This is a genomic window from Anaerobacillus sp. ABA4_114, assembly GCF_056159065.1.
This window is the reverse complement of sequence record NZ_JBSWUM010000002.1, coordinates 623,735-639,652: the sequence shown is the minus strand read 5'-3', so window position 1 is coordinate 639,652 and position 15,918 is coordinate 623,735. Positions and strand designations below refer to the sequence as shown.

The following is a 15,918-nucleotide window of genomic DNA, read 5'->3' as shown; positions in this document are numbered from 1 at the left end:
TATTACTACTTATGAACAGGATAAAATAGTTTTAAGAGCCTCTATTTTGTACAGGAATGAAGAGCAATTTTTAACTTATTTAAAACAGGCTGGGTTATCCAGAATCCCATACGAAACATGAGCCCAAAAAACCTATAGGTTCTTTGGGCTCATGTTTATTAATCTTATTTATTTTCTTTTTCATATATCTTTTTTTCATTCTGACTCATTTTCTTATAGTCATTTATAAACTTGTTGTACTTTGGCAAAATTTCCTTAGCGTCCCCAAAATCCTTAACTTTACCGTATTCAAGCCAAAGTATTTTGTTGCAGAACTGCTCCATTTGTTTGATTGAATGGCTTACAAATATCATTGTCTTCCCATTCTGTTTGAATTCCTTTATCTTAGCCAGACACTTATCTGCAAAAGCTTTGTCTCCGACAGACAACGCCTCATCGATAATGAAGACATCTGGATCGACATTTATTGATATAGAGAAACCCAGCCTTGATTTCATGCCACTAGAATAGGACTTAACCGGTTGGTCGATGAATTTTCCCAATTCCGCAAAATCCATAATCTTAGGTTCCAATTGTTTAATTTCTTTCTTGCTGAAACCTAGCATAAGACATTTCATTTCGATATTTTCTCTTCCAGTCAGATTAGCTTTTAATCCCGACGCCACAGCTATTAAAGCTGCTTCTCCATTAACCATCACTTCTCCCGATGTTTCTGGAACAATCCCTGAAATAATATTCGATAGTGTCGACTTTCCAGACCCGTTTATTCCAACGAACCCAACGACGTCACCTTTTTCAGCTTCAAAATCAATTTTCTTTAATGCATAAAAAGATTCTCCATAATCCTTTGGAGTAATTAGATCCAACAACCGATCTTTTTTCCCTTTATACAATTTGTATTTTTTCTGTACATCTTTCAATATGATAGTTTTTTCCACAGTTTCACGCCACCTCTATATAAAATCGATAAAGTGCCTCCTGAATTTATAATGAATCATAGCCCCTACTGACATAATAATTAGTGCTACAACCCAGAAATATAAAGTATATTCCCAGTTGTTCACAAAGTACCATTCAGTTCCAAAAAAAGAAGCTCTGTAACCTTCTATCAAGTAATACAGCGGATTAATTTTAGCCAGTGTCGAAATTGGTTCGCCTAACATATCAATCTGCCAAAGGATAGGTGAAAGATACAGCACCATTCGTAAGGTTGCATTTAGAAACATATGTACATCTCTCATCATAGTAGAAAGTGTGGATGTTATAAGTGATATACCAAATACCAGGAAAAAGGTCGCTGCTAAGAAATAAAAAATTTGAAGGAAATAGACTGTTAAGTAGAACCCTGATATCTGGAATATTAAAATCACAATGCACAGCATGACAATATGTATGTAGAAGTTAGAGAACATGACTATGTTAGGGATCACACTTAGCGGGAAATTCATCCTTGATAACACTTTGATTCTACTATATATGGATTTAGAACCTTCTATGGTCGCTTTGTAGAAGAAAGTCCATAAGACGAAAGCCGATATCAACCAGAGAATAAATGGGACATCTACTCCTGGTAACATTTCAATTTCATCTCTTTGCCTTACGCTTTGGAATACGAACCAATAGATTAGAATTTGTATGAGAGGGTTAATAATCTCCCAAGCGGTTCCAAGATAATTATTTTGGTTTTTTACTTTTAACTCATAAAGAGATAGCCTCCTTATTAAGTAAAAGTTCTTGACTTGTTCTTTTAAAACTATTAATGAGCTTCTCATTGCTTACTCCTCTTAAACACCTTTTCTACAACCCGCTCTGTAGCACTTCCGTCTTCCAAACTGCAATATTTATTGCGGAATTCCTCGTATGTATCTTGTAACTCTTTAATTGATTGTTTATCGATGCTGTTAATCTCGTTAATTAGCATTTGTGTAGTATTCACAAGTTTTCCTGGTGCATCCTTTTCAAAGTCAAAATAGAATCCTCTTAATTGATCTCGATACTCTTCTAAATCATAAGTAAAGAATAGTATAGGTCTATTCAATATGCTGTAGTCAAAAAAGACCGAAGAATAATCTGTTACTAATAGATCTGATACGAGATAGAGGTTTCTTAAATCTTCATAATTAGAAAAATCATAAGCGAACCCTCTGTATTGGTTCAAATCCATCTTGTCCGCAACAAGATAATGCATTCTAAATAGGATAATATAGTCATCGCCTAATTGTTCTTTTAATTGTTCAATGTCGAGTTGAAGTTCGAACTTATATTTACCTTTAGAGTGATATTGATTATCTCTCCAAGTAGGAGCATATAGAATAATTTTCTTATCTTCCGGCAAGCCCATACTTTTTCTAAGTCTCTTTATGGTGTCCGCATTGTTCCCTTTGACTAAAAAATCATTTCTTGGATACCCAGACTCGACAACGGCATTGTTGAATTGAAAAGCTCTTCTAAAAATATCCGTTGAATAGCGGTTGGGTGATACTAAGTAATCCCATTTACTTGCTTCTTTAGTAAAGTTCCTTTTGTATCTCTCCTTATCCGTCCCTGGCATGTGCACCTCATCCATATCATTAGCTAGACGCTTTAGAGGTGTTCCGTGCCAAGTTTGGACGTAAGTTGTTTTCTGTGACTTTGTAAGCCAATTCGGTAACCTACTGTTAGTCACCCAGTAACCGGCTCTTGTCATCGTGAATAACCACTTTACAGAAAGCCTTTTTACATATCTAACTTCCTTTTCTTCAAATAGATTTATATAACGACGATCCACGCTCCAAATCATCTTATATTGAGGGTAATGTTCTTTCATATATTCATACATAGCTCTAGGATTATCGCTATATTGCTTCCCTAAAAAACTTTCAAACACTATGAGTTTCTTATTCTTAGGCATGAAACTAAGTATATGAAAGAGCGTTTTATAGACTTTTATTAATAACCTCTTCATCTTATTGCTCCTTTACTATTGGAATCAAAGTGCAGCCCCTTTTCCTAAATAGCACATACTGAAGACAGATACTCAAAAGCCGATAATCAACTACCGGCTTTTGAGATTTCATTAAGTTTGTTTAATAATCTGCTATTGCTGTCATCTTCTACATTACAGAGCCCTTTTATTTCTTCTTTACTAAGAGTTTGTCGGTCCTTTATCATTTGAGCTAATTCTTCCTCGTTATCAGAAGTAAGCCCCTCTAAAGAATGATAAATATCTTTATATACTCCACGCGCCTCTTCGTAAGCCTCTAGATCTTTGATAAAGAAATAAATAGGTTTGCTTACAGTTAGTCCATCAAATACAACTGAAGAATAATCACTAACTAACACATCTGAAACCAAAATTAGTTCTTGTATATCAAGTTGAGAATTAGGGGTAATCACCTTTGAACCTAGGCTAGAGTTACGTTCCATACTGTGATCTTTCTTTATTAATACGTAATCATCCCCTAGCTCCTGAGATACTTTCTCCAAATCCATAAGGTAAGAAAAATCCCTCGAACCCTTTTTAAAGTTATAGTCTCTCCACGTAGGGACATATAGTAAGACCTTCTTCTCGTTTGGGATACCGAGTTTTTCTTTTATCTCGTTTTTTATCACTTCATTGTGAACATTTTCTTTTAACCACTGAACCCTTGGGTACCCAAAATTTAAGATTCTATTATCGTCAAAAGAAAATGCTGTTTTGAACTTTTCTTTTCCAGTTAAAGAATCTGATAACAAGTAGTCCCATCTAGAGATATCCTTGTGTTTATTCCTCTTATGATTTCTGTTTTTACTGGAAATATATTTTTCATGACTATCAAAGAGTAATTTCTTAAATGGAGTACCATGCCATAATTGAATCCATGTAGTCTCCGCTCTTTTAACAAAGTCTAACGGTACCCAACTCTCTGAAAAGACAAATTTAGCTGCGTATAATTTCTTGTAGAAATCCATACTACGCGGATTCACTCTTTGCTCTTTGGGCACTCTTTTATCTTTAGTTGCAAAGTAAACGTTGTAATTGTGGTCCTGACTATTCAAGAACTCATAAAAGTATCTCGAATTACCAGTGTATTTATAATCAAAGCCTAGGAACAAGATCGTGTTCTGATCGATGGGCTTACTACGCATTTCCCTGACCTTCTTTTTCTTTCTCTTAGCCCGAAAGGATTTAACCCACTTAGAATTAAGCACTTTCCGCTTTGCTTTTCTTACAATTTTAAAAGATGGTTTCAATAAGCCTTTTCTGTCTAACCAGTCGACAATGATTATCTTATTTACATTTCCTCTCTGGACATATTTTCTCCTAAAGAAAAAATGATTTCTTGCTACTATGTTTTTCGGAACATTGTAGTCGGTCTTAGTTGAATTTAGTACACTAAGCACCCTTTTAATTGTTTTCCGCTTTTCACCTTTTGGCGCTCTATGATTGGCGTAACTTATAGTCTTCCATATCAGATGTTTGAAGAGTTGATAATACGAAATGTCTTTTCTGGGTTGAAATAAGGATAAGGATTTTTTAACAGCCTTTAAAAACGAGTCAACATGTATGGTGCTCCCTCTTTGGGTTTTCGTAGTGGAATCGTCATTAACTCTGACTATGTATAATGGGTTTTGAATTATACCAACTCTATCTGCGCTTTGAGTTACTTGAACATAAAACTCAAAATCCTCATAAATATATCCCTCTCCGTACTTTATCTTGTTTCCATTAAGAAACTCTTTTTTATAGAGTTTGTTTACGGTAAAGTACGTGATTGCTTCAAACAACATTTCACACTCTTCATCGATAAGTAAATCTTTAAATAAAAACCTATCATTATTTACGTAAACCGTTCCCTTGTCCTCGTAATGGAAGATCCAGTCGCATACAACGAAATCACAATTATCATTCTCTGCCTTATTAAATAACTTTTCTAAGGCATCAGGTTTGATAAAATCGTCGCCGTCTAAGAAGAAAATATACTTACCGTTGGCGACTTCCATTCCTTTATTTCTGGCAGCACCCTGCTTTAAATTTTCTGGTTGTTGTATTAGCTTAACCTTATGTTCTCCCCATTTATCTTGGTATTCTTTAATGATTTCCACTGTATTATCTGTAGAGCAATCATCAATAACAATAATTTCCGTCTCACCTTTAAAACTCTGCTCGTTGATCGAATCCATTGCATCTCTGATGTACTTACTAACATTGTAGGTTGGGATTATGATTGAGATATCGCACATTTGTAAAACCTCCAGTATTTGATAAGGAACAACTAATCTCGTAATAGTCTTCTTCTACATGATTTTATTAATATCTAAAAAACCTTTGTCGAATTGTGTTATCCCATGGCTTTTTAATCAAAAAAAAAGGTACTAAGTTAGAACCACTCTACTTTTATATAGACTGGACTTTTTACTTTTTTGGGGTGATACACAGGTGAATGTGTTAAAACGATTACTTTACGTGCAGTTTCTATTAATAATGATCCTTTTATCTACTTTTGCTACTAATGCTAGTGCTGAAGATGGTTGGTCAGGGACTTTTTATCCAAGTGAAAACTTCGAAGGTACCCCCCACAAAGTTAAAACGGACATTATTGATTACAATTGGGGCGGAGGCTCACCTCCTGGGATACCAGAAGACCACTTTTCTGCTATATTTTCACGCGACCGTTATTTCGAAGAAGGCGTTTACAATTTACGCGTTTGGGCGAATGATGGGGTGTTAGTATACGTGGATGGAGTGCTTCAAATCAATGGTTGGAATAATAAAAGTTTAGATTTCTTTGCAAAACCTCTTTATCTTACAGAAGGCAACCACAATATAGAGATAAAGTATAAAGAAATTGTCGGAGTTGCTCAGTTGAAGTTCGAGATTGATGATCTCATGAGAGACAACAGGTGGTACGGTATGGCTTTTTCTGATTCACACTTCTCTGGAGATACTGCATTGCTTGGTTATAAACCACAAATACATACCTTGAATAAAGATTGGGGATGGGGATCTCCCGCTGGTAACATCCCTAACGATGGGTTTTCGACATTTTTTCAAAGGAAAGTTGATGTAGAGGAAGGCATTTACAATATCCGCACTTGGGCAAATGATGGCGTAAAAGTCTACGTTGATAACAAATTGATCATTGATGAATGGGATAATCAAGCTCTTGATTTTTTCGCAAAACCTATATATTTAGATAAAGGTAGTCACTCAATACGCATTAAGTACAAAGAAATAGTAGGGGTGGCTGAATTGAATTTCTCAATCGATGACCTAATGAGGGATAATCGCTGGTATGGTTTGGCTTTCTCAAATCCAGATTATAGCGGGAATACTTCTTTATTGGGATACAAACCTCAACTGCCTACTCTTGATATGGATTGGGGAACCTCATCTCCATCAAAAGGAATACCTAATGACTCCTTTTCTTCAATTTTTCAGCGGCATATCGAAGTGAGTAAAGGAGTTTATAACTTCAAAGCTTCATCAAGTGATGGGTTCGAACTCTATGTTGATGGAAAGTTGGTATTGGACAAAATGCAGAATCAAACACAAAACACTTTCACAATACCGCTATTCATGGATGAAGGTAAGCATCGATTACTCATTAAGCATAAAGAAGATTTGGACGTTTCCAATATATCGTTATCATATGAGGAGTATAAAGATAATGATTGGTATGGTGTGGCATTTTCAAATCCAAACTTAACAGGAGAATCTTCTACGTTACTAAAAAACACATCGACGCCCAATTTAGACTTAAACTGGGGTTGGAAGTCACCCTCCATTGATATGCCGGCGGATAACTTTTCTACATACTTTCAAAAGGGCTATTCAACCCATGGAGGCAATCATTTACTATCTGTAAAAGGAAATGATGGGGTTCAGGTCTTTATTAATGAACAATTAGTTATGGACCGCTGGAACAATAGGGGTAATGGAGCCTGGGAAAAAGAAATTAACTTGCCCGAAGGCGACCACAAAATAGTCGTAAAACATTATGAAGGTAGTAACGGTATAGCAAACCTTAAATTAAATTTAACCCCTTATAAATCAAAAGAGTATATTTCTGCAAATTATGATATAGATTTTAACAACGTATTGGACAAGCAAATGGCAGTTAAGCCTCAGACGTCTTTTCGTACAGGCGGATGGGGCGATGCTTCGAGAGACCAAGTCAGGTACTACATAAACTCAAATAACTTTAACAAGAATTCCAAAGATTATTTTCAGTTTTTAGACCTTTCACAGCCTACAGGTATAAATACCAACGAGATAAATACAAAAGTTCTATCAGGAGCTGGAATATTGGAAGGGCAAGCTCAAACATTTATTGATGCTGCTAAATCTCACAATATAAATGAAGTTTACCTTATCTCGCATGCGCTCTTGGAAACAGGGAAAGGAAGTTCGAGTCTTTCAACCGGTATCTTAGTTGATGAAGTTGACGGAAATCCGGTAGATCCTAAAGTAGTTTATAACATGTATGGAATTGGCGCTGTCGATAGTTGTCCAAAAAGATGTGGCTCTGAGACTGCTTATAAAAATGGGTGGACAACCCCCGAGTCTGCCATATTTGGCGGGGCAAAATTTGTTGGCGAAAAATACATACATAATAATTATAATCAAAACACGTTATTCAAAATGCGATGGAACCCTTTAGGGATAACCAATATTAACCGACCGGTCCACCAATACGCTACGGATATTGGATGGGCAGCTAAACAAACTGATAGTATTCGAAAAATCTATGATTTGATGGATAGTTACTCTTTAACTTTCGAGACTCCTCAATTTAATAATCAACCCTCTTCGTCTGGGAACGAAAACTATTTTGAGAATCTCCCTGAACATGTAATTGGAAAAACTAATACACCAAACGATACATTAAATATCCGTTCGGGACCTAGCCCTTCATATGGAGTGGTAGGTGCGATCCCTCACCAATCAATAATAAGAATTTTAGGTAAAGATAAGAACGGATGGTTTAAGGCTTCCTACCAAAACAATGTAGGTTGGGTAAGCTCCTCTTATGTTAATTCGTTGAATCTTTACGAAGTGAATGTGTCTCAATTAGAAGTTCAAAGCGAACCGTCTTCAAATTCTAATGTAGAAGGCAACTTATCCAGAGAGTTAGTAGCATCAGTATTAGATAGCTCTGACAATAGTATAAAAAACGGCGATTGGCTACAGATCCATTATAATGACAAACTGTTATGGGTCGATACAGGGTCATTGAGCAATCCAAACATTGTGAAACAGTAAAACCACTAAATTTTTAGTGGTTTTTCTTTTTGAAAGAAAGCAGGGATATTAATAATCCACATACATGAAAGGATAAATATTATCTGAATGGAGGCAATGCCCTGTGAAAAAGGTTATAACCTACGGTACCTTTGACTTGCTTCATCCTGGTCACATTAATTTATTAAAACGCGCAAAAGACCTTGGAGACTACTTAATCGTCGCTATATCTAATGATGAATTTAATCAACTCAAAGGGAAAACCTCATTTTATACTTACGAAGAGAGAAAACATATCTTGGACGCTATTAAATATGTTGATGAAGTTATCCCAGAACGTTCTTGGGAACAGAAAGTTAGTGACGTTAAAGAGCATCTTATAGACGCATTTGTTATTGGTGATGATTGGGCTGGCTCATTTGATTTCCTAAAAGAGCATTGCGAAGTAATCTACCTCTCAAGAACGGAAGGTATTTCTACAACTCAAATTAAAACTGAACTGAGTCATGATGCTCCAAGGGGTAAGAACCAAGCAAACTCTAATGTTAACGAACAAGTTAATTGATGAGGGAAATACTAATTACTCTTTATCTTCATATTTTCAAGGCGATTTTTCTCCTTTTCAAGCTCTTTCCAGTTCAAAAGAAAACTGTCTTGGTAGCTTCTTTCAAAGACAATGTTGAATATGTCGCTAATGAGGTCGAATTAAGGACTTCACATAAAGTCGTTATTTTAAATACGAGTCAAAAAAATGGATTTGAAGAGTATCCTAGACGGTCAATAATTGTTTTTACGCCAAAAAAGCCTATAAGTTGGGCTATTTCTATTTATCATCTTGCAACTTCTAAGATTGTTTTTGCTGATAATTATTTTGGATTTTTAGCTGTAACTAACTTCTCACAGAATGTGAAATGTGTTCAGTTGTGGCATGCAGCTGGAGCGGTGAAAAAATTTGGGTTGCAAGATAATGGTAATAAGAACAGAACTAAAAAAGCTGTAAAGCGTTTTAAAAGAGTTTATAACAGGTTTGACCATGTGGTAATTGGATCTGAAAGAATGGGCACTATCTTTAAAAAGAGTTTCGGAATAGACGAAGCTAAGCTGTTAAGAACTGGTATTCCTAGAACAGACTTTTTTTATAACGATGTTGCATTAGCGGATTCTCAAAGAAGGATCGCTTCCGTTGTACCAGACATTCAAAAGAAAAGAGTGTTACTATATGCACCCACTTTTAGAGATGGCGACCCTTGTCCAAACAAATTGAGAATAGATATTAAAAAAATGGAAGAGGAACTGACTGATGAATATATTTTATTGTTAAGGTTGCACCCTTCTATTAATAATAACCTCAATTTTCAAATCCCAGGTTTCGCTTATAACGTTTCTAGTCTTGCAATCAATCAACTTCTAGCTGTAACCGACATTTTGATCACAGATTATTCTTCTATTCCAATGGAGTTTTCTCTTTTTAATAGACCTATCATCTATTTTCCTTACGACTTGGAGGAATACAAGGAAAATAAGGGTCTATGGTATGATTACAAAACACTAACTGCAGGTCCTGTGGCATTCGATACAGGGAATATTATTAAGCTAATCCGACAGGATGAATACCCTCATGACGAGATAAGCAACTTCTCTAATGAATGGAATTTATATTCCAAAGGTTATTCTTCAGCGGAGTTAGTTAAGTTTTTATATGAATGATGAAAAAAGTAGAGGCTCCCATCGGAACCCTCTACTTTTTAGTTATAAATTATTATATATACGTGCCTCTCAAGTGCGATTTTCTTCCTTCTCCAAAAAGTCAAAACCCATCCTGTAGAAGACTTTTTTGAGATTTGGCACTTCCTCTCTTATTTCACTCATCAGTTTTCCTTCAGCTAATAAGGTTCTAACTTCCTTTTCTATATCTTCTATTTCTTCAGGAAGATTATTTCTGGCTTTAATCATTTCTTCAATCATTTTTTTATTGGTCAGCTTTTTTATTGCATTATCATTCTTACTCAAATATTGTTTTATATCTCTATATCGTTCTAAAACTTCGTTCCTTCTGGCTTCCAAAAGGTCTACCTTATATTGTCGCTCTCGTTCTATTTCATCGAAATCAAAATAAAACGAAATGTTTTTGTGGAACGGATCGATGTAACCTACTTTGCACTTGTTCTTTTCATTCTGATAATAAAAATAGAATTCATCTTTACCTTCAGTATGGATTACTTCTATGTAAAAACCATATTCTCTTATCTTTTCAGTTATCTTTTCAGCAACCATCTCATTTACTGTATTATCAATTAATACTACACTCGGAACATGAATGCTGTTGTCTATATAACCTGTTTGATAATATTCCAATAAAGAATCCAGCGTCCCCTCTTTAACTAGTTCGATCGCTTCATTTAACCACTGTGTCCCCATCTTTAATTTGTCTAACGCAAGTTTTGTTTCCCTAACACCCAAACTTAACCCCCCCATCCATCTATTATTTGTACTAATATCGGCACTTCAGTCATTCGACTTTAACCGAGAAAAAACACGGTTCCACCCGAATCGTACAGACGATTAAGGTAGGACCGTGTTTTCTCTATGATTTAGAGTCTTTTCATCATTTAATCTTTCTAACTATTGATCCCTGAGCCTTATTCTCCAACTCATTATCGAGTTTTTTAAGCCCTTTATAACCGTACCTTCTCTCTAATGCTTTAGATAAGATGTGATCAGTTAAATCAGGGTTTTTAGGAAGAATAGGACCGTGCAAATACGTTCCAACAAGGTTTTTATATCGCAAACCTTCTTTTCCGTCTTTTCCATTATTACCATGACCACTAATAACGTTTCCTAGTGGCTCGTAATCGTGATAAGTCCTGCCCCCATGATTCTCAAAACCTACGATACTTCCTACTTCTTCAGTATCAAGGAGGATGTTCCCTTTAAGCCTATCGCTACTTGAAACAGTGTAAAAATCAAGAATACCTAATCCGCTCAATTTCGTCCCGTCTGGTAATTGATAGTAATCCCCTAGAAATTGATATCCACCGCATATTGTTAGCGCGCAAACTCCATCATCTATTGCGGATTTAAACTCGTCTTTAATGGAGAATAGATCGTTTGTAGCAAGAGCTTGTTCTCTATCGCTTCCCCCACCTATAAATATTATATCTGCTTGGGATAAGTCGATTCCTTTAGCATAGGAAGTTTCTTGCACTTCGACTTCAATTCCCCTCCACTCCGCTCTTTTTTTTAGGGCTATTACATTCCCTTTGTCTCCGTAAAGATTCAATTTATCATGGTAGGGATGAATTAATTTTAGTTTCAAGACTCTTCGCTCCGTTTCTCTAGATATTTCCTAACCGGATCAAGGGCTGTATAGTTTGGGATGTAATACGTCTCCTTTTCGTTGCTAACTGCATAATTAATAGCTTCTTGCTTGTCTTCGAACACCTGGATGTTTTCTTCTTTTACTCCTGCATATTTCAATCGAACTGCCATATCGTAGGCTCTCGTCCCAGAACAGACGATTTTTTTAATTTTATCGTTCACTACCCTTTCGTAGTCTGCATCCCATATCCAAGACACATCTAACCCGTCATATTCTAAATCGTTAAGAAAGAAAACTAATTGTTCAACATCCTCTTTATATAACACTTCAGATATTGTTGTATTTACGCCAGCGGGGTTTTTAACAAGATTTAAATAACTTGGCTTGTCCTTGATTATAAATTTCTGCATCCTACCATTTTCTGCTTGATACCCTAACAAACCATTATTAATCTGTTCATCAGTCATACCTAGTTCTTTTGCAATGACTACAGAAGGTAATGCGTTATAAACGTTAAATACTCCCGAAATCCCCATCTTGTACTTAGTTTTATTTAAATTGAAACTTAATACTTCTTCATTATTTATCTTCGTAACTTCGTATTTCATCTTTGGTCTTTTAAAACCGCATTTACAACGGTAATACCCTAGCTGACTATAATGAACATGACTATATTTCAGTTCGCGTTTTTTCTTAATACATTTCGGTCGCGGACAAAACTTAGATTCACTCATTTCATGCTGCACAAATTCGAAGGCGTCCTTGTGTAGTCCAAAAAAGATGTTATCTTTCTTTAACGCACTTAATCGAAATACAAATGGATCATCCCCATTTAAGATAAGTTTTGTATCAGTACCCTTCAGCGCTTCCATCATTTTATTTATTAATATATCAATCTCACCCATACGGTCTAATTGATCCCTGAAGAAGTTAGTCACAACTACCATGTCGGGATTAATTTCTTTAACGATTCTAGGTAGTGTCAATTCATCAACTTCTATGACAGCATAGTCGTACTTTAATTTGCCCATTAAACTTGCTTCATTTAAGTATGTTGCTGTTATACCGGTTATAAGATTAGCTCCTTCTGTATTATGCAGAACTTTCTTACCGGTATTTTGTAATATGTTCGCTAGTAAGTTAGCGGTCGTGGTCTTTCCATTTGTACCAGTGATCAAAATTGTCTTATCAACTTGATGAGATAATTTCTTCAACAAGTTTCTATCTATCTTCCTTGCTACCACTCCAGGTATATTAGTTCCATTTTTACCGATTATTTGGCTGGCATTTTTAGCTAGCTTCCCGCTCAATATAGAAAGGTTACTTCTCAATTACAATCCACCCTTTATTCGTTTTATCTCCTCCTCTCTTTTTGAGAAATAATAAAAAACCTTATATACTCCAATAAAAAAAGAGTTGCCCTGGGCAACTCTTCTTAGATTTATGCTTTATCATTTACTGCTGTTTATTTTTCTGTATTTTGCTGCAAACTCGCGCTCTTTTCCTCTCTCAATAGGAGAATAATACTCAGTGCCTAAAACATTGTCCGGCAGATATTGTTGTTTTACCCACCCTCTAATATCATCATGAGGGTATTTATATCCAATACCGCTACCTAAGTCTTTAGCACCTTTATAATGAGCATCTTTTAAGTGGTCCGGTACATCGAACCCTCCTTTACTCACATCCGCAGCTGCACAATCAAGTGCTTTGTATGCAGAATTTGATTTTGCGCTCAGGCAGATCTCAATTACTGCTACGGATAATGGAATCCTTGCCTCAGGCAACCCTAACCTCTCAGCTGATTGAACAGCAGCAAGGGTATTCGAGCATACTTCAGGAGATGCTAAACCTACATCTTCATAGGCTGTAACAAGTAATCTACGACATGCTACTTTTAACTCTCCCGCTTTGAGTAATGCAGCTAAATAAAACAATGCGGCGTTTACGTCAGACCCCCTAATTGATTTTTGGAAAGATGAGAGAATGTTGAACTTTTCATTTCCATTTTTGTCATGACTAAAGCCCTTTTCTTGAATGCATTCCTTAATAACCTCGTTTGTTATGACTCTCGTTCCATCTATTTCTTTGGTTGTCATTATTGATAACTCTAGTGCATTTAGTGCTGCACGAATATCTCCATTGGTTCCAATTGCAATCATTTCTAGCGATTCGTCTTCTATAGTGACATTATAATCTCCCATTCCCCTACTCTTATCTTTTAGAGCTCTTTCTAAAACGACTTTTATATCATTAACATCATTTGATTTTAACTGAAAAATTTGGCATCTCGACCTTATTGCTGGATTAACTTCTATATATGGATTTTCTGTAGTGGAGCCAATAAGTGTTAGATTATTTGATTCTGTATCGCTTAATAACGCATCTTGCTGATTTTTCTTAAAAGCATGGATTTCATCTAAAAGTAAGATGACGCCATTATCTTCTTTTGATTCTTCAACGACTTTTCGTATGTCCTTTACTGAAGCTGAAGTAGCGTTTAATTTTATGAATTTTTTATTTGATAGAGTAGAGATCACTTCTGCTATAGTCGTTTTACCCGTTCCTGGAGGACCGTATAAAATCATTGAACGCAAACTCCCTGTATCAATCATCCTCCTAAGTAATTTACCTTCACCTAACAAATGCTGTTGACCGGATACTTCATTAACATTTACAGGTCTCATTCTATAAGCTAATGGTGAATCCAATTTAAACTCCCCTTCCTTAATCACACGTATCTTTATTTTTGTCCAAACTGGACTTCTCCTTATTGCTAAGTTTTTATCAATATCTTTTATGAACGTACATAGGATAATAAATGAGGAGGTCACAACATGAGATCGACAGAAAGGAAAAAGCTCATTCTTGAAGCTATGACCATCATGCCAGTCATCTCCACAAAACAAGCTTCTGTTTTTTTTGAGGACTGCAACTCACCGCAAAAACGAACTTCTGAATACCTTGTCCGGTTGGCTAAAGAAGATTGCTTGATCGAAGGTAAAGAAAGAGCAATAGGAGAATCTAAAATTTGGCGCTTAACTAAAAAAGGGCGAGACTTATTTGGTATAAAACGAAGACCTGTCCCACTTACCGACCGCAACATCCAACACCTCTTAGGGATTGGGGATGTATATTTTGCATTAAACAATCTCGAAAATGTGTCTAGATTCCGGTGTGAATTAAGAGAAGTCTTTTTCTCTCCTACTTTGCAAAAGAAACTAAAATACTGTCCTGATGCTTTCTTTGTATTAAATGGGCACCCTTATTTTTTGGAATATCAGAGAAGCTACCTATCTTCAAATGGGTGGAGACGAAAATGGGAAGTTCACGAAGGTTTTTTAACTTCCAAAGAATTCATATCTTTCTTACGGCTACAATCCATCGACTTTGATTCTCCTACTATTGTTGTTTTATCTTCTCAAAATAAAGAAATGATACGAAAAACGACTAAATTAAATATCAATATTTATTCGAATATAAATGATTTTATAAATGAAAATCGGTTTTTATAGTTATTTATAAAAAAATATATAAAAAATTAATAAAAGGTATTTACATTTCATATGTAATAAAGATATACTACAAATAACAAGTTAACAACTTGATTTTCTTTTCACTCTTTTCAACTTGCAGTAATTAGATCACATAACTGTAATTAGATATGTGGTCTCCCTTATTAAGTCCCGATAGCTCAGCAGGATAGAGCAACAGCCTTCTAAGCTGTGGGTCGTAGGTTCGAATCCTACTCGGGACGCCAACTACTAGAAACGATATACATATACACAGTATCGCTACTAGCTACTATTGCAATAGCTAAAGCAACTCTGAGGGTGAGACTGTCAGCCTTATCGCTAAGTAATAGTATTTATAGTCGAGTTTCTTGAACTCACTAATAAACACATACTTAGTAGTTGCAACCGATAAGGTTTGATTAAAGGTTGCCACCTTGACAGTTTTAGGGAGCGGATTGGCATCCGCAAAGGACCAAATTTGGTGTAACCAAGGTTTTGGTGTGTAGGAGTTTTATATATTTTTCTTTACGCTAGACGGGCTAATGCCCTTCACCTTCGAAGTTCTTAAGGTCAAACTTCGTGGCGCGCCTGAGCGAATCTTTCATGGTAACTGGACGTTACCACTATCTTTCCACAGTAGCTCAGAGGTAGAGCAATCGGCTGTTAACCGATCGGTCGTAGGTTCGAATCCTACCTGTGGAGCCATTTATGCTGAATTCCCTCCTATTTTCTATTAATTCGTTTGTTGTCTTTTATCTTGGTTCAAGAGTCTGTGGCGGGCTCTATGGAGAAGTACCCAAGTGGCTGAAGGGGCGCCCCTGCTAAGGGTGTAGATCGCGTAAGCGGTGCGAGGGTTCGAATCCCTCCTTCTCCGCCATTTA

The 15,918-nt window shown here is 36.0% G+C and carries 11 protein-coding genes, 3 tRNA genes and 1 pseudogene; 7 read left to right on the top strand and 8 right to left on the bottom strand.

Annotated elements, in window-relative coordinates:
• Positions 1-164 precede the first annotated feature (164 nt).
• From tagH to ACXAEY_RS25075, 4 genes and pseudogenes are all read right to left on the bottom strand, one after another.
• Positions 165-938: a teichoic acids export ABC transporter ATP-binding subunit TagH gene (tagH, locus tag ACXAEY_RS25090; RefSeq protein ID WP_474816259.1), complete on the bottom strand. Its 774-nt coding sequence runs from the start codon at positions 936-938 to the stop codon at positions 165-167.
• Between the two features lie 15 nt (positions 939-953).
• The gene (locus ACXAEY_RS25085; protein ID WP_474816257.1) at positions 954-1,772 is read right to left on the bottom strand and encodes an ABC transporter permease; all 819 of its coding nucleotides are present in this window, start codon (positions 1,770-1,772) and stop codon (positions 954-956) included.
• Positions 1,769-2,938: pseudogene (locus ACXAEY_RS25080) on the bottom strand (CDP-glycerol glycerophosphotransferase family protein); the annotation flags it as partial. The gene ACXAEY_RS25085 and the pseudogene ACXAEY_RS25080, both read right to left, overlap by 4 nt.
• A gap of 92 nt (positions 2,939-3,030) precedes the next feature.
• Positions 3,031-5,202 (bottom strand): bifunctional glycosyltransferase/CDP-glycerol:glycerophosphate glycerophosphotransferase, encoded by a 2,172-nt coding sequence (locus ACXAEY_RS25075; protein ID WP_474816256.1) that lies wholly within the window; start codon positions 5,200-5,202, stop codon positions 3,031-3,033.
• A 196-nt stretch (positions 5,203-5,398) separates the two neighbouring features.
• Here ACXAEY_RS25075 and ACXAEY_RS25070 point away from each other — a divergent pair, with 196 nt between their 5' ends.
• The 3 genes from ACXAEY_RS25070 to ACXAEY_RS25060 all read left to right on the top strand — a co-directional run bounded on the left by ACXAEY_RS25070 (position 5,399) and on the right by ACXAEY_RS25060 (position 9,910).
• Entirely contained in the window at positions 5,399-8,224 is a 2,826-nt protein-coding gene (locus tag ACXAEY_RS25070; protein WP_474816254.1) for a PA14 domain-containing protein, read from the top strand.
• Positions 8,225-8,327: 103 nt separating this feature from the next.
• Positions 8,328-8,768: a glycerol-3-phosphate cytidylyltransferase gene (gene tagD, locus ACXAEY_RS25065; RefSeq protein ID WP_474816252.1), complete on the top strand. Its 441-nt coding sequence runs from the start codon at positions 8,328-8,330 to the stop codon at positions 8,766-8,768.
• Positions 8,768-9,910, top strand: a complete 1,143-nt coding sequence (locus ACXAEY_RS25060) for a CDP-glycerol glycerophosphotransferase family protein (RefSeq protein WP_474816250.1) — start codon at positions 8,768-8,770, stop codon at positions 9,908-9,910. The genes tagD and ACXAEY_RS25060 overlap by 1 nt, the downstream gene beginning before the upstream one ends.
• A gap of 69 nt (positions 9,911-9,979) precedes the next feature.
• Here ACXAEY_RS25060 and ACXAEY_RS25055 read toward each other — a convergent pair whose 3' ends face one another.
• The 4 genes from ACXAEY_RS25055 to ACXAEY_RS25040 form a co-directional block, all read right to left on the bottom strand.
• Positions 9,980-10,663 (bottom strand): hypothetical protein, encoded by a 684-nt coding sequence (locus ACXAEY_RS25055; RefSeq protein WP_474816248.1) that lies wholly within the window; start codon positions 10,661-10,663, stop codon positions 9,980-9,982.
• A 145-nt stretch (positions 10,664-10,808) separates the two neighbouring features.
• Complete coding sequence (locus ACXAEY_RS25050) at positions 10,809-11,519, bottom strand: type 1 glutamine amidotransferase (protein WP_474816246.1); 711 nt, start codon at positions 11,517-11,519, stop codon at positions 10,809-10,811.
• Complete coding sequence (locus tag ACXAEY_RS25045) at positions 11,516-12,739, bottom strand: MurT ligase domain-containing protein (protein WP_474816245.1); 1,224 nt, start codon at positions 12,737-12,739, stop codon at positions 11,516-11,518. The genes ACXAEY_RS25050 and ACXAEY_RS25045 overlap by 4 nt, the downstream gene beginning before the upstream one ends.
• Before the next feature lie 234 nt (positions 12,740-12,973).
• Positions 12,974-14,233, bottom strand: a complete 1,260-nt coding sequence (locus tag ACXAEY_RS25040; protein WP_474816243.1) for a replication-associated recombination protein A — start codon at positions 14,231-14,233, stop codon at positions 12,974-12,976.
• 126 nt (positions 14,234-14,359) lie between these two features.
• On the opposite strand from ACXAEY_RS25040, the gene ACXAEY_RS25035 reads away from it, so the two are divergent.
• From ACXAEY_RS25035 to ACXAEY_RS25020, 4 genes are all read left to right on the top strand, one after another.
• The gene (locus ACXAEY_RS25035) at positions 14,360-15,037 is read left to right on the top strand and encodes a replication-relaxation family protein (protein ID WP_474816241.1); all 678 of its coding nucleotides are present in this window, start codon (positions 14,360-14,362) and stop codon (positions 15,035-15,037) included.
• A gap of 168 nt (positions 15,038-15,205) precedes the next feature.
• Positions 15,206-15,282: transfer RNA gene (locus tag ACXAEY_RS25030), tRNA-Arg, on the top strand.
• A gap of 385 nt (positions 15,283-15,667) precedes the next feature.
• Positions 15,668-15,742: transfer RNA gene (locus ACXAEY_RS25025), tRNA-Asn, on the top strand.
• Between the two features lie 81 nt (positions 15,743-15,823).
• A tRNA-Ser gene (locus ACXAEY_RS25020) sits at positions 15,824-15,914 on the top strand.
• Positions 15,915-15,918 lie beyond the last annotated feature (4 nt).